A 17981-nucleotide genomic window follows, 5' to 3' on the forward strand; every position below is an offset into this window, starting at 1 on the left:
CTTATTGTTCGCTTTTGGCACGCTGCTTTCTGCGCTTGAGCCACTCCCCTTTGATGCGGCTGCCCCATTCAAAGGCAGTCTCAAAGGCGTAGATCACCGAGGGGGTGAGCAGCAGGAACACCGTCACCACCAGGGCGGACTGGAGGTCCAGGGCGGTGAGCTCGAAGAAGGGTCCAAACCACACCACGGCCACCACCATGGCCACGGTCATGGCCCCCAGCAGGGCCCAACGCTTCTTGTCCAAGGGCCGGGCCACATAGTAGATCACCAGCAGTCCCACCGCCCCGATGGTGACGGTGGACAGGGTGGACAAGGTGGCCCTCTGGAAGGTAAAGGCATAGGTGAACAGCTCCAGACCCACAATGAGCACGATGTTGGTCAGACCTCCCGGCAGAGCCCGGCGGAGCACGTTGTGCATAAAGCGGCCCCGCACCAGCTCATGGTTGGGCTCCAGGGCCAGCACAAAGGAGGGAATGCCGATGGTCAAGGCGCTGATGAGGGTGAGCTGAATGGGGACAAAGGGGTACGGGAACCCGGCAATGAGGGTGATGAGGGCCAGAAACACCGACATGATGTTTTTCACCAGGTAGAGGGCGGCGGCCCGCTGGATGTTGTTGATGACCCGTCGGCCCTCCTCCACCACCCGGGGCATGGCGGAGAAGTCGGAGTCCAGCAGTACCAGCTCGGCCACCTGGCAGGCGGCCTCGGCTCCCGAGGCCATGGCGATGCCGCAGTCGGCGTCTTTCAGGGCCAGCACGTCGTTGACGCCGTCGCCGGTCATGGCCACGGTGTGCCCCGCCTTTTGCAGGGCCTTCACCAGCTTGCGCTTCTGGTCCGGGGTCACCCGGCCAAAGACGTTGTATTCCTGCACAGCCCGGTCATAGTCCCCCGGCTCCTTGAGGGTGGCAGCGTCCACAAATCGCTCCGCCCCAGCAATGCCCGCCTGTTGGGCCACCCGGGACACGGTCTGGGGGTTGTCACCGGAGATGACCTTCACGTCCACCCCGTACTTGGCGAAGTAGCGGAAGGTGTCGGGGGCCTCGGGGCGGATGGGGTTGGCCACCACCACCAGGGCCACGGGGACCACCGCACCCTGCAAGCCCCCCTCCTGGGTGGGAGGCGTGTCGCACTGGGCCAGCAGCAATACCCGGCAGCCCGCCTGCTGGTAGGGCTCCACCCGGTGGGCAATGGCTTGGTAGCCCTCTTTGAGGATGAATTCCGGGGCTCCAAGCACGTAGGAGCCGTGGTCCTGGAACACCACCGCCGACCACTTATTGGCGGAGGTGAAGGGGACCACCTGCTGGGCCTGCCAGCCGTTCCCCTGCTGGAACCGCCGGGCCAGAGCCTTGGCGGTGTCGTTGTCGGCGTCCATCACCTGGTAGTAGGCACCCAGCACTCCCTCCACCTGCTGGGGAGAGGTCTGGGGGTCCAGGCACACCAGTTCCTGCACCGACATGTCCGGCTGGGTGACGGTGCCCGTCTTATCCACGCACAGCACGTCCACCCGGGCCAGGGTCTCAATGGCACTCATCTGGTGAACCAGGGTTTTCCGCTGGGCCAGGCGCATCACCGAGACGGCCAGGGCCACACTGGTCAAGAGGTACAGGCCCTCGGGAATCATGCCGATGAGGGCGGCCACCATGGAGGTGATGGAGGTGGAGAAGCTCTGCTCCTGCACCAGAAATTCGTTGCAAAACAGGGCGATACCCAGAGGGATAAGGGCAAAACCGATGACCCGAATCAGGCGGTCCAGAGACTTCATCATCTCGGACTTGCCCGCTCCCTGGTCCGCCTTGGCCTCATGGGCCAGACGAGCGGCGTAGCTGGCCGCTCCCACCTGGTCCATCCGGGCCCGGCACTTGCCAGACACCACAAAGCTGCCGGAGAGCAGCGGGTCCCCAGGATTTTTCACGATGGGGTCCGCCTCGCCGGTGATGAGGGCCTCGTTCACCGTGACTTGGCCCACTAAAACCGGGCCGTCGGCGGGAATCTGATCTCCAGCACCCAACTCCACAATGTCCTCCCGCACCAGTTGGTCCACAGGCACGGTGCCCAGCTGTCCGCCCCGCACCACTTTGACCCGGGCCTGAGCCACCAGAGCCAGCTTGCTCAGGGTGGCTCTGGAGCGCAGCTGCTGGACGATGCCGATGAGGGAGTTGATGGCAGCGATGAGCAGAAAGAACATGTCCCGGAAGCTGCCCGCCAGCACCAGCAGCGCCGCCAGCACCACAAACACCAGGTTGAAGAAGGTCAGGGTGTTTTCCCGGATGATTTCCCCGGTGGATTTCAGGTTGGTCTCCTCCACCCGGTTATGCCATCCGGCGGCGGCCAGCTGGGCGGCCTGGGCCTGGGTCAGGCCCTGTTCCGGGGTGGGAAAATAGCGATCCATGGGGACGGGCTGCCGGAGCTGGCCGTCCCCTCTCTGTCTCTTGTTTCGCTTTATCATCTTATTGTTCCTCGTCCGCCAAGGTCATGGCGTATTCAAACCGGACCTCACCCTCTGGGCCGATGCCACGGGCAAAGAGGTGCTCTCCCTCCACGGCGGTGGCCATGGACAGCTCTTCCCCCGCCCGGCACTCACTAATGTAGGAGATTTGGATGTCCCGGATGTACTTTCCCTTGCCATTTCGCTCCATGTGGAGGGCATCACAGGCATAGTCAGCATAGTGGCTGTTGTTGATATGGCCGTTGATGTCGGTATCCGAATACCCGAGATACCGCTTCCCTGCCGCACCAAATTCCTTGGGCATGGGTACCCGGTGGAGCTTGATGGACTTGTTCCGCTCCCCGCCGTCGGTGCCCTGGAACTCGGTGACGTCCCGCAGCCGGAACAGCTTGTGGGTGTCGGCGTCTACCATCACCCACTGGGCCACACCCTGGCCGATGAGCTTCCCGTCCCGGAAGATGTCAAAGTCCCGGTATGTGGCTACCCCGGTGCCGCCCCGGTGCCAGGTCTGAATGGTGAATTCATCGTTCCACCGCAGGGGGGCATACAGCTCCACCCAGTTGCGGGACACCATCCATAGGCAGTGATACCGCTCAAAAATCTCCGGCCCCGAGGCCCCCAGCTGGATGGCCGCCTGGGTGGCGGCCTCCTGCAAATAGCCCAGCAGCGCCGAGGGTCGGCACTGGTTGAACATGTCCACATCCAGGGAGCCCACCCGGAAGGTGACTTCAGTGATTTGATGACTCATTTACTCTTCCTTCTTTCCAGGAATGGTGAGGGTATAGCGGGCGCAGATCTCGTCCACGTCGTCCAGGGTGGCGGCCGGTAGCCGCAGGGTGGCACCGCATCCAGCGCACACCACATCCACCGAGGAGTACCCCACCTTGATACCGTACTGGTCGCAGCCGCAGCCGCAGGAGATGCCCTTGCGGCCTGCAATGTCCTTGAGCTCCGCCAGCACCTCGCCCATGACGATCTCGTCCAGGAAGGTGCCTCGGGTCTCCTCCTGGTCATCCATGCGCAGCTTGTCCACGGCCCGCTCCAGCTTCTCCATTTCGCCGAACACCGCCTCCTCTTCTCCGATGAAGCAGCAGCCCAGCCCCGAGGCGGAGCAGGAGAGCACCAGCAGCTTCTCCTCCATCATGGCCCGGGTGGAGCACACGGTGTGGTGGTCCTTGGCGCAGAAGAGACAGGGCACCGTCACCTGACAGTGCTCCCCCTGCTGGTGAAATTCCAGCTGAGACTTGCCGCAGGGACAGGGGATGATCTGGTCCCCGGCGGCCAGGGCAAAGGCGGTGCGCTCCACCACCACAGCCTTGCCGCACACGGGACAGATATAGCCGATGTATCTGGTCTGTTCCGACATAACAGGATTCCTCCCATAACATTTCTCAAAAAATTTTCCAACAGAGTGCATTATACCACCCCTTTGTGAATTTTTCTAGCACTCCCTGGCTTTTGTGATAAATTCCTTGTCGGTGCGCATACTAGAGGCAAGACATTTTCTTGAAGGAGTCTTTGCCTATGCCCCGCTCGTCCCAAACCTATCAACTCTCCCGGCCCCCCGTCATCGTGGGCTACGGCAGCGCCGGAGGCCGCAAGGAGAAAGAGGGCCCCCTGGGCCGCTTTTTTGACCACACCTGTGAAGACGACACCTTCCAGCAGTCCAGCTGGGAGATGGCGGAGACCACCATGCAGCAGATGGCCCTGGAGTCCGCGCTGAAACGGGCCAAGCTGGAGGCCCAGCAGCTGGACTTTCTCCTGGCGGGAGACCTTCTCAACCAGTGCATCAGCTCCGCCTTTGCCGCCCGGTGGGCGGGGGTGCCCTACCTGGGCCTCTATGGGGCCTGCTCCACCATGGGGGAGAGCCTGGCGCTGGCCTCCCTGCTTCTCTCCGGGGGCTGGGGGCACCACGCCGCCGCCATGACCTCCTCCCACTTCTGTTCCGCCGAGCGGCAGTACCGCACCCCTCTGGAGTACGGCTGCCAGCGGCCCCCCACCGCCCAGTGGACCGCCACCGCCGCCGGGGCGGTGGTGCTCTCCTCCCAAGGGGAGAAAGGCCCGGTGGTGTCCGCCGTCACCATCGGCAAGGTGATGGACAAGGGGATCAAAGACCCCGCCAACATGGGGGCGGCCATGGCTCCGGCGGCCTACGAGACCCTGCGGGCCCATTTCCGGGACACCGGGCGCAGTCCCGCCGACTACGACCTCATCCTCACTGGAGACCTGGGCCAGCTGGGGTGGGAGATCGTCTCCGACTTCTTCTCCCGGGACGGGTGTCCCCTGTCCAACTACAACGACTGCGGCCTGCTTCTCTTTGAGCGGGAGGCCCAGGACGTCCACTGCGGCGGCTCCGGGTGTGGGTGCAGCGCCGCCGTGCTCACCACCATGGTCCTGCCCGGCCTCCAGTCCGGGCGGTGGAAGCGGGTGCTCTTCTGCCCCACCGGGGCGCTGCTCTCCCCCGTGTCCACCATGCAGGGGGAGTCCATCCCCGGCATCTGCCACGCCATTGTGCTGGAAGGAGGTGCAAGCTGATGGAATACTTCAACGCCTTTTTGCTGGGCGGCATTCTCTGCGTCATCGGTCAGGTGCTCTTGGACCGCACCAGCCTCACCCCCGCCCGGATTCTGGTGTTTTACGTGGTGGCGGGGGTCATCCTCAGCGGACTGGGGCTGTACCAGCCTCTGGTGGACTGGGCGGGGGCCGGGGCCACCGTCCCCCTCACCGGATTCGGCCACACCCTGGCCCAGGGGGTGCGCAAGGCCGTGGAGGAGGAGGGCTGGCTGGGGGTGCTCACCGGAGGACTCACCGCCACCGCTGGGGGTATCGCCCTGGCCATCACCCTGGGTCTTGTGGCATCTTTCCTGTTTCGACCCCGGCCCAAGAAGTGATTTTCCATGTTTCTGCCATTGACAAAGTCAGTGGTGTAAAGATATAATGTTACCCGCAATTGAACATTGCCTTATCGAGAGTGGCGGAGGGATCGGCCCAATGAAGCCACGGCAACCTGCTTACCTGAGCAAGGTGCCAAATCCGGCGGAGACGAGTGTTTCACTCGCGCGCAAGATGAGGACACGCTGTCTCCATCCGCCGGACTGTCCGGCGGATTTTTTGTTTTCGCTTTTACCGTACAAAGAAAGGAAGATTACTTATGGCAAGACGTTTCTTTACCTCGGAGTCTGTCACCGAGGGACACCCCGACAAGATCTGTGACCAGATTTCCGACGCCGTTCTGGACGCCATTCTGGCTCAGGACCCTGTGGCCCGTGTGGCCTGTGAGACCACCGTGTCCACCGGTCTGGTGCACATCATGGGTGAGATCACCACCTCCTGCTACGTGGACATCGCCAAGGTGGCCCGGGAGGTCATCCGGGACATCGGCTATGACCGGGCCAAGTACGGCTTTGACTGCGACACCTGCGGCGTGGTGCTCAACATCGACGAGCAGTCCCCCGACATCGCCATGGGCGTGGACAAGGCCCTGGAGGCCCGGGAGGGCGAGATGACCGACGAGCTGGACGGCGGCGCCGGCGACCAGGGCATGATGTTCGGCTACGCCTGCCGGGAGACTGAGGAGCTCATGCCCCTGGCCATCTCCCTGTCCCACAAGCTGGCCCAGCGGCTCACCGCCGTGCGCAAGGACGGCACCCTGGACTACCTCCGCCCCGACGGCAAGTCTCAGGTCACCGTGGAGTACGACGAGAACCAGAACCCCGTACGGGTGGACGCTGTGGTCATCTCCACCCAGCACAGCCCCGAGGCCTCTCTGGAGCAGATTCGTGCCGACATGGTGGAGCACGTCATCCGTCCCACCATCCCCGCTAATCTGATGGATAAGAACACCAAGATCTACATCAACCCCACCGGCCGCTTCGTGGTGGGCGGTCCCCAGGGCGACTCCGGCCTCACCGGCCGCAAGATCATCGTGGACACCTACGGCGGCTCCGCCCCCCACGGCGGCGGCGCCTTCTCCGGCAAGGACCCCACCAAGGTGGACCGCTCTGCCGCCTACGCCGCCCGCTGGGTGGCCAAGAACGTGGTGGCCGCTGGGCTGGCCGACCGCTGCCAGGTGCAGTTGGCTTACGCCATTGGCGTGGCCCGGCCTGTGTCCGTGCTGGTGGACACCTTCGGCACCGGCAAGGTGTCCGACGAGGTGCTGGAGCAGGCCGTGAACCAGGTCTTTGACCTGCGGCCCACCGCCATCATCAACCGTCTGGACCTGCGCCGCCCCATCTACCGCCAGACCGCCGCTTATGGCCACTTCGGCCGTCCCGAGCTGGACCTGCCCTGGGAGAAGACCGACATGACCCAGGCTCTGCTGGACGCCTGCAAGGGCTAATCCCTATCCCATCAACCAAAATGAGTGAGAGCCGCCAAAAGGCGATTCTCACTCATTTTTTCATGTCCCAGCTTTCTGTTTGGGCTCAGCCACTATCATTTGCAACGGGTTTCCCCCAGGTAAATCACTCTTCTTCGTCATCCTCAAAGGAATATTCATTGAGCGACTCAAAATCTAAAAACTCTGCCACCGTCATGTTGAAGGCCAACGCCAATTTGTGCAGCGTCTTCACCCGTGGATTTTTGGTCACCCCTCGCACAATGTTGTCCAAGGTGGACTGCTTGACATTGCTCATGGAGGCCAGTTTATTGATGGAAATCCCCCGCTGTCTGCAAAGCTCCCGGATGCGCTGAATATATAGCTCGTAATATTCCATAGGCTTCTCCCTCTGCAATCATTACCCATTTACGGGTTGATGTGATGATAGCAACAAACAAGGGAAAACCTACCCGAATACGGGTTGACTTGTGGAATAATTTTGTTTTACAATTGTCATATACCCGAATAAAGGTAACTTCTTTGGAGGGAGCAATATGTCAACGTGTACATTTTTGGGGCATCGTCAATGTCCCCCTGATTTAAGGCCGCAACTGCGCCGAGTTCTCATGGATTTCATCGAAGAGCACGGCGTTCGTACATTCTATGTAGGCAACCAAGGCGGTTTTGAGCGCATGGCTTGTTCTGTCCTCCGTGAGCTTTGCCTGGAATATCCAAGCGTCACCTATGGGGTTGTTCTGGCGCATCTCCCCATCCATGGGCAAGAGACGAGAGAGAACGCCATGGATGACTCCCATTTGATTCTTCCAGACGGTATTGACACCATTCCCAAGCAATTCACCATGGACTGGAGAAATCGCTGGATGTTAAAACAGTCGGATTATGTGGTGACATATGTGACCCATCCCTGTGGTCATGCAGCCAGATATGCAGCACTGGCCAAGCAAATGGGCAAGCGGGTGCTCAATCTGGACCCACCCCGTTCCGTATCTCCTTACATTGGGAGGCTATGAAGAAGCCGCTGCAAAACAGAAACAGGCTGTTGCAAACCGCATGTCTGCAACAGCCCCTTTCTTCTAGATTCCCAACAGACTCCCCAAAGCATTGACCAGGATGCACAGCCCCATTCCCAGCAGGGTTGGCACCGCCACCGCCACCAGGGTCCACTTGATACTCTTGCTCTCCCGCCAGATGGTGAGGCAGGTGGTGGAGCAGGGCCAGTGAAACAGCGTGAACAGGAGGGTGCACACCGCTGTGGTCATGGTCCACCCGTGCGCTTCCAGAAGGGTCTGCACCCCGGTGAGTTGGTCAAAGTCCACCAGGCTGCCCTGGGCCAGGTAGGCCATGAGCATCACCGGCATGACAATCTCGTTGGCGGGCCAGCCCAGGAGGAAAGCGGTTAAAATCACCCCATCCAGGCCCATAAGCTGCCCCAGGGGGTCCAAAAATCCAGTGATATGAGCCAGAATGGTGGCATCCCCCACGGTGATGTTGGCTAGCAGCCAGATGACGCCCCCGGCGGGGGCCGCCACCGCCACCGCTCGGGCCAGCACGAACACCGTGCGGTCCAGCAGGGAGCGCACCACCACCTGCCCCACCCGGGGACGGCGGAAGGGAGGCAGCTCCAGGGCAAAGGCGGAGGGGGTACCTTTCAGCACGGTAGCGGTGAGCAGTCGGGTACACCCCAGGGTGGCGGCCACCCCCAGCAGCAGCACCCCCAGCAGGGCCGCTGCCCCCACAAGGCTTCCCCCCTGTCCCACCAGAAACAGGGTAATGAGGGCCAGTAGGGTGGGAAATTTCCCGTTACAGGGCACCAGGGACGAGGTGAGCATGGCGGCCAGCCGCTCCCGGGGGCTGTCAATGATACGGCACCCCGTCACACCACAGGCGGTACACCCCAGGCTCATGCACATAGTGAGAGCCTGTTTTCCACAGGCCCTGGCCTTTTGAAAGGCGTGGTCCAGCACAAAGGCCACCCGGGGCAGGTAGCCCAGGTCCTCCAGCAGGGTGAACAGGGGGAAAAAGATGGCCATGGGGGGCAGCATCACCGACACCACCCAGGTGGTCACCCCGTATACTCCGTCCAGGAGGAAGGCCCGAAGGGCGGGGTCCCAGTCCCCCATCCACCCCTCCAACTGCTGTCCCAGCCAGTCAAAGCCCTGGGACAGCAGAGACGAAGGCAGATTGGCCCCCGCCACCGTCAGCCACATCACCCCGGCCAGGAGCACCAGCATCAGAGGGATGGCGGTAAACCCACTCACCATCCACTTGTTCCACACCGCTTGACGGCGGGCCTGGGGGGTGGGGGTGGTGTCCACCGCCTGACGGGCGTAGGCCTGGGCGGTGCACACCCGCTCCATAGGGGGCTGTGCGGGGCGAACAGGTCCGGTGATTTCTCCCTCGGCCAGCCGAACCATCACCTCCCGCAGGGTATCCAGCCCCGCCCCAGTGCCTGCAGACACCCCCACCACGGTCACGCCCAGGGCGTCGGCCAGGACGGTGAGGTCCACCTGCACCCCCAGCCGCTGGGCCTCATCCATGAGGTTGACGCACACCACCACATTTCCTGTCACCTCCAGCACCTGGAGGGCTAAAATAAGATTGCGCTCCAAACAGGTGGCATCGCACACCACCACCACACCGTTGGCCTGACCGTGGAGCAGGTAGTCCAGGGCGATGTCCTCCTCCGGGGAGGCGGTCTGTAGGGAGTAGGTGCCGGGCAGGTCCACCACCGTCACCTCGCTGCCCTGCCATGTAAAGGTCCCGGTGGCCACATCCACCGTCTTCCCCGCCCAGTTTCCCGTGTGTTGGTGCAGCCCGGTGAGGGTGTTGAACACCGTGGACTTGCCCACATTGGGGTTGCCCACCAGGGCAACACAGGAGCCCATGTCTCACGCCCCCCGCTGGTGGGCCGGGCACAGGGCGATCTGGCGGGCGTCTGCCTGACGCAGGGCGATGAGGGCGCCCCGGATGAGGTAGGCGCAGGGGTCCCCCGCCGGGCTGCGGGCCATACAGGTGACCCGGGTGCCCGGGATGAGTCCCAAATCTTCCAGACGGTGCTTGAGGGCCAGGTGAGTGGACACGGACTGCACGTATCCGCTCTCCCCCTCGGCCAGCGCCGCTAAATTCCATTGTCGGTCCATCGAAGTTCTCTCCTTTCCCGGCTCCCCTGGTGGGAATCCGGCACTCCATCCTATGGGGTGCACACCCCCAGGGTTCACCAAAAAGGCCCCGTGCTCAGAGGTTGTCTCTGGGCACGGGGCCTTCTCTTTTTCATCTTTCTTCCTGTGAGGTCTCAGTTTCTTCTCATGCGGCGGAGAATGAATTTTCTCACCAGCACCACCATCACGACCAGCAGCGCCACCACAATGACCAGGGCCAGAATGGCCACGAAGGTAGGCAGCCCCGCATTTTTCAGCAGGCTCACCGGGTTCCAGCTGGAGTACACCAGCTTGCGCCCGTCGGTCTGTCCGTACTTCTGGTCCATTTCGCCGCCCATGGATTGCAGGTAGGAGGCGATGGCGTACCACTCCTTGACCTCGTTGCCTTCGTCGTCGTGGAGAATGTAGTCCTCCAGCTGGGAGATATCAATGGGATTGCCCTGGGCATCCCGAGGGGTCACGGTGAGGATGTTAAAGGTAGAGCTCTCAACCGCTCCCAGCATCTGCCCGATGTACAGCCCCGTGACCACGTGATAGAGCTGGTCATCCACGATGGGCTCGGTGATCCCGCCCTCTCGCATGAGCACAGCGTAGTCCACCTTGTCGAAGATCATCCGGTTGGTGTTAAAGGAGTATCCAACCCCGGAGTAGAACAGCTGGGCCGCCGACATAAGAGGCGGCACCGAGGCGTCCACCTCAATGGCGTTTTTCAAATCCTTGCCCGTCAGATACACCGAGATCAGGGGATAGCCGGGCACTCCATCGGCACCAATGCCCAGAGAAGCCACGTTGAACACCTGGGAGACGGTGATGGGCCCCTTGGGGAAGGTATCCCGGATGACGCCGGAGGCAGTGAGAGCCACGTCCACCGGGTCCTGGCTGGCCTGGTTCCCCGCCCAGTAGTAGGCATCGGCCAGCAGATTGCCCAGGGTGGACTCGTGCTGGGTGTCGTACACCTCATCCACGGTGTCGAACTGGTAGGGATTGTTCACCAGCACCTGGTCAAACTCCAGATCAAAGTCCGCCAGGTAGTCCTGCTCCACTTGACTCTTGGCCGCTTCAATCCACGCCGCCATCTCCGGGTCCTCGGGCACGCGCTCGTCCACAGGCACCAGGCGGCTGTCCTTCAGCTCCACCCCGTCCTGGGTGCGGGTCAGGGTGAGTACACCCAGATTTTTGCTGTTCTCTCCAGCGGAGACGATGTAGGTATCATTGACCTCAATGGGCTGCTCCAGGGTGGTGTGGGTGTGGCCGGAGATGATGACGTCGATGCCGTCCACCTTCTGGGCCAGCTCATAGTCCTCCCCCTTCCCGTTCTCGGTGCCGGAGTGGGACAGGCAAATCACCACGGGGTCCTCCCCATAGGCGGTCTGGCACTGCTCCGTGGCCTCCTTCACCACACGCTTGGCCGTCTCCACTGGGTCATGGAGTTCCATTCCCGACATGGGCGCGCACTCATCGGAGTCCACCCCGGTGATGCCAAAGATCACGTAGGGCACGCCGCCCCGCTCCAGGATTCGGTAATCCTGCACCCCGTAGGTGTACAGAGCGTCCCAGGTCTCTTCATCCTCCTGAGGCGGGAGATAGTTGGCGTCCACAATGGCGGGCAGAGGGTCCCCGCTGTCCACGGCGGCGTAGAGCATATCGGCCAGGCCAGAGGCGCGGTAGTCAAACTCATGGTTGCCAAAGGTGGTGACATCGTACCCCATCTGGCCCATGGCCCGCAGCTCCAGAGCGGAAGTGGAATAGGCCGTCTGGAACAGGCTGCCCATGGAGAAGTCGCCTCCGTCCAGCACCAGAGCGTTGGGGTGCTCCTCCTTCTGCTCATCAATGAGGGTTTTCAGCCGGGCATAGCCCCCTCTGGAGTGCCCGTCCGGCCCCTCCTTGGGCAGAAAGCTGGAGTGCATATCGTGGGTATATAAAATGGTGATCTCCTCCACCGTCTCGTCGGCGGCCCACACCTGGGACACGCTGAGAGACAGAGCCAGCGCCAGCAGCATCACCAGACAAAGAAGTCGTCTCACGGGACATTCCTCCTGACTCAACCGTTTTGATTTTCCTCATTATACCTGAAATTGGCACAGAACACAAGTGGGCGGGCGGCAGAGGGTCTCTCCTCCGCCGTCCGCCCACTGGACATGCAGACGATCAATCTTTGTGAATGTGCACGTGGTTGTTGATGTGATTGGCGCAGTAGCAGTAGTAGCCGTCGCACTTGGAGCAGTAGCGGAACTCCATATCCGGGTCGTCGGCGTCGGTGATACCGCACACCGCGCACTTGTGGTGATACCCCTTTGTCTCCTGGGCCTGTTTCTGGGCCTGCTTGAAGTGGATCACCTTGGGGTCGGTCTTGTGGCGCACAATTCCCAGCTTGGCCTGCCAGAAGGGCCAGGTGAAGATGAAGAAGTTGATAAAGCTGGCCAGAGGCACCAAGGCCAACATCCAATAGCCCAGCTTAAACAAGTCCACCATATCCACGATGACCAGCACCACATCGATGAGGGCCATCCACTTCATCTTCACTGGAACCACAAAGAAGAGCAGCACCTGCATCTCTCCGTACAGTACCGCCAGCACCAGGAAGATGGACAGGTTCAGGTAGTAGCTCAGATTCAGGGATGCAATGGTATGGGTCAGGTTCATCTGGCCCAAGCCCAGCGCCATACCCAGCACCACAGACAACACCATACCGCCCAAGTAAAAGAGGGTAAACCGTGCGGTGCCCCACTCTCGCTCCAACATGGCGGCAATCCAGTAGTAGAAATAGCAGGTCAGCAGCAGCATAAACGGGCTGGATGCGTTGGGCACCACCACCCAGGTCACCAGACGCCACACCTGACCATTCAGAATCAAAGCGGGCACAAACTGCAAATAACCCACAAAGTTCTGGGCGAACATCACATAGGTGAGCATATTCACCAGGTACACGGCAATCTGGCCGAAGACGATGATTTTCATCAGATTGGGAATGCCAAAATTGGGATGCTTGGCACAGAACCGATCAATGGGCCCATAGCCACGATTTCGATAGATCAACGAAAGTCCTCCTCCCCGCAGGGGATTTTTCTTAGGGCGCCGCTGCGCCCGATGCACCTCTCCATTCTAACGGATCAAATGAAAATTACATCAACAATTTGTAAATGTTTTCCCGTGGATGTCTGCCAGATGCACCAGGATGTCCACCACGGCGTCCATGTCCTCCACGGTGATGCACTCCAGGGGGCCGTGGAAGTTGTAGCCGCCGGTGCCCAGATTGGGACAGGGCAGGCCCATAAAGGACAGGCGGGCTCCGTCGGTACCGCCTCGGATGGGCTCCACCTCCGGGGTAACCCCTGCGGCCTGGGCAGCCTTCTTGGCGTTTTCAATGAGGAACATGCAGTCGGTGAGCTTCTCCTTCATATTGTAGTAGCTGTCCTGCATGGTCAGTTCCACATGGGCGGTGGGGTACTGGGCCTGGATGGTGGCCACGGCCTGGCGCATGGTCTCCTTGCGCTGCTCAAACTTGGCCCGGTCATGGTCCCGGATGATGTACTCCATACGCACGGCGGCGGCGGTACCTTCCAAACGGTCCAGGTGGTAGAAGCCCTCATATCCTTCGGTGTGGGCGGGAGTCTCCTGGGCGGGGAGCTGAGCGTTGAGCTGCTGGGCCAACAAAATGGCGTTGACCATGATGTCCTTGGCCGAGCCGGGGTGGACGGACACGCCGGTGATGTCCACCTTGGCGGAGGCGGCGTTAAAGTTCTCGTACTCAATGGAGCCAGCAGCACCGCCGTCCACGGTGTAAGCGTACTGAGCCCCGAAGCCCGCCACGTCAAAGTGGTTGGGGCCCTCTCCGATCTCCTCGTCGGGGGTGAAGGCCACGCAGATGGGACCGTGGGCAATCTCCCCGGCCAGCAGCCGCTGACACAGGGTCATGATCTCGGCGATGCCCGCCTTGTCGTCGGCCCCCAGCAGGGTGGTGCCGTCGGCGGTGATGAGGGTCTTGCCCTTCAGGTCCGCCAGGAAGGGGAACTCCTCGGCCCGGATGACTCGGTCCTCCCGGGGCAGGGCCACGTCGCCGCCGTCGTAGTTTTCATGGAACACAGGGTTGACGTTCTCCCCGGAGAAGGCGGGAGCGGTGTCCATGTGGGCCAGGAAGCCCAGGGCGGGGACCTGCTCCAGGCCGGGAGTGGCAGGGATGTGGCCGGTGACAATGCACCACTGCTCATCCAGCTTCACGTCCTGCACCCCCAGGTCGCGGAGCTCCTGCTCCAGCACCCGGGCCAGGTCCCACTGGATGGGGGTGGAGGGGGTGACCCCGGTGTCCTCACTGGACTGGGTATGGATTTTGGCATAGGTCAAAAAGCGTTCATAGGCACGCATAACGGTTCTTCCTTTCTCATTGGTTTATGGTTTCACCTGTGCGGGCCGCTCACGGGAGCACGATCCGCACCAGGGGAAGCTTTTTTACTTGTTTACAGATGAGGGTGACCACCAGAAACACCGCCACGGCCCCCACCGTTCGGCTCACAAAACTGGTCCAGCTGACCTTGAACACCACCGACACGCCGGTGATGACAAACATGTGAATCAGGTAGACGTTGAAGGTCTCGGTGCTGAGGTAGTTTAGAGCGGCCGTCACCCGACGGTTCCACTTCTGGTAATTCACGTTGCGGAAAAAGAGGAATAGGGCGGTGGAATAGAAAAAGCAGGGTAGATTCATATAGCCTTTGAACAGGGTGACAATCTCCCCCGCCTGGTACGAGCAGTACCAGGTCCCCACCATGTGCACCGCCAATCCCGCTGCCCCCAGCACATAGGTGAGCCGTCTCAGCCACAGGGGCACTTGGTAGTGATAAATGTAGTAGCCCACAAAGAGGTAGAGCAGGTAGCCGCGGCTGATGGGGAAGCCCAATTCCCCGCTGACAGGAATGACGTTACCCAACAGGCGGTTGACAAAGGGAATCAGCTCATTGAAGAGATAGCCCACGGCAATGACGTAGGGGAAGATGCTTTTACGCCGCTCCTTGGGGATGAGGCTGAACACCGGAATGGCCAGATAGGCCCCAAACAAGGGCATAAAGAACCAATACACTCCCCAGTGTCGGGAGTTGAGGACGGTGTCCACCACGGTGTACACCGTCACTTTTTCAAAGGTATAGCCCTTCAAGATCAGCTGAAAGGCCAGGGCCACCAGGCTCCACGCCAGAAAGGGAATGACCGTCTTTTTCACACGCTTGATGGCATAGGTCCGGGTGTCGTAGTGGTCCCGGTAGTCCAACAGGGTGGACCCGGAGATCATGAAGAACACCGGCACCGCAAAGTAGAACACGGATTCCAACGCATTGGCGGTGAGCCACACCCGTTCATAGGAAAAGCTCCAGAACACCCCGTTAGCGTGGAGAATCACCACGGCCACACAGGAGATCACCGTCATAAATGTGAGAAAGAATGAGCGTTCTCTCCCCTCTCCTCGGCTGTCCATCTTCTCTCCCCTTTCTCTGGCATCCTCCCCATTATACATGATTGCCGCTCTTTTGCAAGATCACCGGGCTGGTGCTCCACTCCGCCCCGCAGGGGGTGACGGTCTCCCGGCACAGGGCGTAGAAGTCGGTGCATCTGGCCTCCCGCTCCATGAGGGGGAGGCCTTTTCCGTGGGTGGGCTTGGTAATGACAGGGACAGAGCCGTCTAGGTTGCGCAACACACCCAGCCCCCGCTCATTGGCCCCCAGCACCCGCAGATAGGGCACCTGGGCAGGACGGTCCTGCTCCCGCAGCCCCAGGGCCCCCCACAGCACCGCCCGGCGGATGCGGGCGTGGGCGTAACGCTTGGTCTTGGCCAGGTCGTAAATCTCCTCCAAGCTGGTGCCCTGGCGCACCGCCCGGTACAGCCGCTGGGCCAATCCCTCGCCGCAGTCGGGAATGCGCTCCCAGTCCTCCAGCTCCAGGCAGCGCAGCCGAGCCAACATACCCCGCTGGTTATAGGAGAGAAAGGCGGGGTTGTCCATGGCCACCGCCCCGGCGCGAATTTCTCCCCGCACATGGGAGGCCGAGGGGTACTGGGGGTGATCTCCCCCGTCGTGGCCCGCCCCCACCCGGAGGACGGGATAGACCTTGGGGCTCCACCCCAGGCGGCGGGCGGCCCGCAGGTACTCCACCCCCAGATTGTCGTTGGCGTTTCCAAGGCAGGCGGCTGCCTCCTCCCCCAGCAGCTCCTGGACCGCCCGATGGCGGCACTGGGCAAAGGGCAGGCCACGGCTCAAAAAGGGCTGGAGGGCCTGAGAAAAGGCGGGGTCGTCCAGGACCTGGGCCACCTGCGCCAGGGCTGCCCCGTCCCCCGTCTCACTGCCAAAGGACAAAGCGGTGGCCCCGGCAGCGTGGAGGATTTCCACACTGCCCCGGGCGAAGGTCTCAGCGGAGGAGGAGGCCCACACCGTGGGCAGCTCCAAGATGAGGTCTGCGCCACCCTCCAGGGCCATCCGGGCCCGGGTCCACTTGTCGGTGACGGCGCAGTCCCCCCGCTGGACAAAATTCCCGCTCATGGCACACACCACGGCCCCCGCCCCTGCCAGAGCTCTGGCCTGGGCGATTTGGTGTCGGTGCCCGTTGTGGAAGGGGTTATACTCTGCCACGATGCCCACAATTTCCATGCTTCATCCCCTCCCAGGGTGTATTTTTACACATATCTTACCAAACTGTCAGAAAAGCCCTTGCTTATTCCTATTTCCGGCATTATAATAAATGCGGTTTTTATTGTATTATACTTCTGCTCTGGACGCAAATACAATTTTATCTTACACAATATGAAGGAGTGTCAATCATGAAAGTTCTCGTGATCAACGCCGGCAGCTCTTCCCTGAAGTACCAGCTGCTGGACACCGACAACCAGGAAGTTCTGGCCAAGGGCCTGTGCGAGCGCATCGGCATCGACGGCAAGTTCACCTACAAGGCCCCCGGCAAGGAGACCATCGACGCCGCCGACGTGGCCATGCCCACCCACTCTGAGGCCATTCAGGCCGTGCTCAACGCCCTGGTGGACGAGAAAAACGGTGTGATCTCCTCCATGAAGGAAATTGAGGCCGTGGGCCACCGTGTGGTGCACGGCGGTGAGACCTTCGCCTGCTCCGTGAAGATCGACGAGAAGGTTATGGCCGCTCTGGAGGAGTGCATCCCCCTGGCCCCCCTGCACAACCCCGCCAACATCACCGGCATCAAGGCCTGCGAGGCCGTCATGGGCAAGGACGTGCCCCAGGTGGGCGTGTTCGACACCGCCTTCCACCAGACCATGCCCGCCAAGGCCTACACCTATGCTCTGCCCTACGAGTACTATGAGCAGGACAAGGTGCGCCGCTACGGCTTCCACGGCACCAGCCACAAGTATGTGGCTCAGCGGGCCGCCGCCATGCTGGGCAAGCCCCTGGAAGAGCTGAAGCTCATCTCCTGCCACCTGGGCAACGGCTCCTCCATCACTGCCATCGACGGCGGCAAGAGCGTGGACACCACCATGGGCTTCACTCCCCTGGCCGGCGTTCCCATGGGCACCCGTTCCGGCGATCTGGACGCCGGTATCCTGGAGTACCTGATGAACAAGCACAACATGAGCATGGCAGAGATGATGAACGTGCTCAACAAGAAGTCCGGCGTGCTGGGCGTGTCCGGCGTGTCCTCCGACTTCCGTGACCTCACCGCCGCTGCCGAGCAGGGCAACGAGCGCGCCGCTCTGGCTCTGGACATGTTCTGCTACTCCGTGAAGAAGTACATCGGCGCTTATGCCGCCGCCATGGGTGGCGTGGATGCCGTGATCTTCACCGCCGGCGTGGGCGAGAACTCCGCTGCCGAGCGTATGTCCATCGCCTCCGGTCTGGAGTTCATGGGCATTCACATGGACCCCGAGGCCAACAACGTCCGCGGCAAGGAGACCGTGGTCTCCACCCCCGACTCCCCCGTCAAGGTGCTGCTCATCCCCACCAACGAGGAGCTGATGATCGCCCTGGACACCGCCGAGCTGGCCTAAATTCCAGAGATACAAAAATCCCGGTGCAATTCTTGCACCGGGATT

Annotated in this window: 16 protein-coding genes and 1 riboswitch; of the genes, 5 read left to right on the forward strand and 11 right to left on the reverse strand. The window is 61.4% G+C overall.

The genetic code is table 11. From position 1 onward, the window contains the following. Nucleotide 1: 1 nt before the first annotated feature. The 3 genes from E0L15_RS10420 to E0L15_RS10430 are packed head-to-tail and all read right to left on the reverse strand — an operon-like array spanning nt 2 to nt 3812. Nucleotides 2-2446 carry a cation-translocating P-type ATPase gene (locus E0L15_RS10420; protein ID WP_168125543.1) on the reverse strand — a complete coding sequence of 815 codons (2445 nt, stop codon included), beginning with the start codon at nt 2444-2446 and terminating at the stop codon, nt 2-4. Between the two features lies 1 nt (nt 2447). Next, on the reverse strand, nt 2448-3194 hold the full coding sequence (locus E0L15_RS10425; protein WP_168125544.1) for an acyl-ACP thioesterase domain-containing protein: 747 nt from the start codon (nt 3192-3194) through the stop codon (nt 2448-2450). Further along, the gene (locus E0L15_RS10430) at nt 3195-3812 is read right to left on the reverse strand and encodes a hypothetical protein (protein WP_168125545.1); all 618 of its coding nucleotides are present in this window, start codon (nt 3810-3812) and stop codon (nt 3195-3197) included. It abuts the gene before it with no gap. A 158-nt stretch (nt 3813-3970) separates the two neighbouring features. Here E0L15_RS10430 and spoVAD point away from each other — a divergent pair, with 158 nt between their 5' ends. From spoVAD to metK, 3 genes are all read left to right on the forward strand, one after another. Beyond that, the gene (spoVAD, locus tag E0L15_RS10435) at nt 3971-4981 is read left to right on the forward strand and encodes a stage V sporulation protein AD (protein ID WP_168125546.1); all 1011 of its coding nucleotides are present in this window, start codon (nt 3971-3973) and stop codon (nt 4979-4981) included. After that, entirely contained in the window at nt 4981-5337 is a 357-nt protein-coding gene (gene spoVAE, locus E0L15_RS10440) for a stage V sporulation protein AE (RefSeq protein ID WP_087229157.1), read from the forward strand. Before spoVAD ends, spoVAE begins: the two co-directional genes overlap by 1 nt. A gap of 68 nt (nt 5338-5405) precedes the next feature. Further along, nucleotides 5406-5519, forward strand: a riboswitch (SAM riboswitch). Between the two features lie 78 nt (nt 5520-5597). Next, entirely contained in the window at nt 5598-6785 is a 1188-nt protein-coding gene (metK, locus tag E0L15_RS10445) for a methionine adenosyltransferase (RefSeq protein WP_168125547.1), read from the forward strand. 124 nt (nt 6786-6909) lie between these two features. On the opposite strand, the gene E0L15_RS10450 is transcribed toward metK, so the two are convergent. Continuing rightward, nucleotides 6910-7161, reverse strand: a complete 252-nt coding sequence (locus E0L15_RS10450; protein WP_087369619.1) for a helix-turn-helix transcriptional regulator — start codon at nt 7159-7161, stop codon at nt 6910-6912. A gap of 157 nt (nt 7162-7318) precedes the next feature. Here E0L15_RS10450 and E0L15_RS10455 point away from each other — a divergent pair, with 157 nt between their 5' ends. After that, complete coding sequence (locus E0L15_RS10455) at nt 7319-7795, forward strand: SLOG family protein (protein WP_168125548.1); 477 nt, start codon at nt 7319-7321, stop codon at nt 7793-7795. 63 nt (nt 7796-7858) lie between these two features. Here the strand turns inward: E0L15_RS10455 and E0L15_RS10460 are convergent, their stop codons facing one another. The 7 genes from E0L15_RS10460 to E0L15_RS10490 form a co-directional block, all read right to left on the reverse strand. Beyond that, on the reverse strand, nt 7859-9670 hold the full coding sequence (locus tag E0L15_RS10460) for a ferrous iron transporter B (protein ID WP_168125549.1): 1812 nt from the start codon (nt 9668-9670) through the stop codon (nt 7859-7861). Between the two features lie 3 nt (nt 9671-9673). Continuing rightward, nucleotides 9674-9925 (reverse strand): FeoA family protein, encoded by a 252-nt coding sequence (locus E0L15_RS10465; RefSeq protein WP_087234105.1) that lies wholly within the window; start codon nt 9923-9925, stop codon nt 9674-9676. Nucleotides 9926-10077: 152 nt separating this feature from the next. Beyond that, nucleotides 10078-11967: a bifunctional UDP-sugar hydrolase/5'-nucleotidase gene (locus E0L15_RS10470; RefSeq protein ID WP_347565998.1), complete on the reverse strand. Its 1890-nt coding sequence runs from the start codon at nt 11965-11967 to the stop codon at nt 10078-10080. Between the two features lie 124 nt (nt 11968-12091). Then, nucleotides 12092-12979: a rhomboid family intramembrane serine protease gene (locus E0L15_RS10475; protein WP_242954946.1), complete on the reverse strand. Its 888-nt coding sequence runs from the start codon at nt 12977-12979 to the stop codon at nt 12092-12094. A gap of 90 nt (nt 12980-13069) precedes the next feature. Continuing rightward, on the reverse strand, nt 13070-14305 hold the full coding sequence (gene pepT / locus E0L15_RS10480; protein WP_168125550.1) for a peptidase T: 1236 nt from the start codon (nt 14303-14305) through the stop codon (nt 13070-13072). A gap of 49 nt (nt 14306-14354) precedes the next feature. Further along, nucleotides 14355-15446: an acyltransferase family protein gene (locus tag E0L15_RS10485; RefSeq protein ID WP_168125551.1), complete on the reverse strand. Its 1092-nt coding sequence runs from the start codon at nt 15444-15446 to the stop codon at nt 14355-14357. Further along, nucleotides 15439-16572 (reverse strand): nucleotidyltransferase family protein, encoded by a 1134-nt coding sequence (locus E0L15_RS10490; RefSeq protein ID WP_168125552.1) that lies wholly within the window; start codon nt 16570-16572, stop codon nt 15439-15441. Before E0L15_RS10490 ends, E0L15_RS10485 begins: the two co-directional genes overlap by 8 nt. A gap of 170 nt (nt 16573-16742) precedes the next feature. Here E0L15_RS10490 and E0L15_RS10495 point away from each other — a divergent pair, with 170 nt between their 5' ends. Then, nucleotides 16743-17936 (forward strand): acetate kinase, encoded by a 1194-nt coding sequence (locus tag E0L15_RS10495; protein ID WP_087234115.1) that lies wholly within the window; start codon nt 16743-16745, stop codon nt 17934-17936. The last annotated feature ends 45 nt before the right edge of the window (nt 17937-17981 follow it).

The sequence above is a fragment of the Pseudoflavonifractor sp. SW1122 genome (assembly GCF_012027765.1).
Lineage (GTDB): Bacteria > Bacillota > Clostridia > Oscillospirales > Oscillospiraceae > Enterenecus > Enterenecus faecium.